Annotated in this window: 2 pseudogenes; one reads left to right on the plus strand and one right to left on the minus strand. The window is 43.2% G+C overall.

From position 1 onward, the window contains the following. Window positions 1–351, plus strand: a pseudogene (locus R7Z77_RS25680) (hypothetical protein); the annotation flags it as partial. An 80-nt stretch (window positions 352–431) separates the two neighbouring features. On the opposite strand, the pseudogene R7Z77_RS25685 reads toward R7Z77_RS25680, so the two are convergent. Further along, a pseudogene (locus tag R7Z77_RS25685) lies at window positions 432–699 on the minus strand (mannose-6-phosphate isomerase); the annotation flags it as partial.

The raw sequence follows: 699 nt of genomic DNA on the forward strand, positions 1-699 counted from the left end.
AAAGATGCGCTTATTGGGTGGCATGGTCGCGCGAATCAGACTGACGAGATGTGGGATCAATCGGTTCCTTCGCAATACGAAAAGCAGTTTTATCGCTATCTTACTCGCTTACGAATTAAAGAAGCGGAGTTCTACAACAAAGTAGGAGTGGATCCAAATATTACCGTTTATGGGCATACGAGAACGAATACATGCCAACGTTCAACGCTCGCGAATGGTTGGTATTACACTGAATCTGATATGCGGCACATGGGAATTAAGAACCTGACTGTGCAAGGTGAATTACTGAACACTTTGAACTACAACAACAGCGAGATTAATTCTTGTTTGATGCCGCAAATATTTAATTAATTATCACCGCCACAAAAATAGCTCGAGTGAAAAAGAAAACGCCTCGCTTAAATTGCGAGGCGTTTTTGTTTCAATTTGAATCAACTGTAAGCCCGTGCAACGCGACCTTCGCAATTCAAGGTGTATTGTTTGGCGTAAGCTGGGATGAAAACAGATTGGCCTTTATCTACTACACACGTTTCACCATTTGCGTGTGTAATTACGAGCGGGGAATCTAGCGGCAACAGGATTTCTGCGGTTCTTACATCAAGTGTTCGTTGGTTGGCCTGCTTTACAATCGCGAATTTGAAATCGTCGACGGGAATTGGGTATTCCAACATGTCGTTGTTTTCGATTGGTGCAAGCAGT

The sequence above is a fragment of the Vibrio sp. 1401 genome (assembly GCF_033340295.1).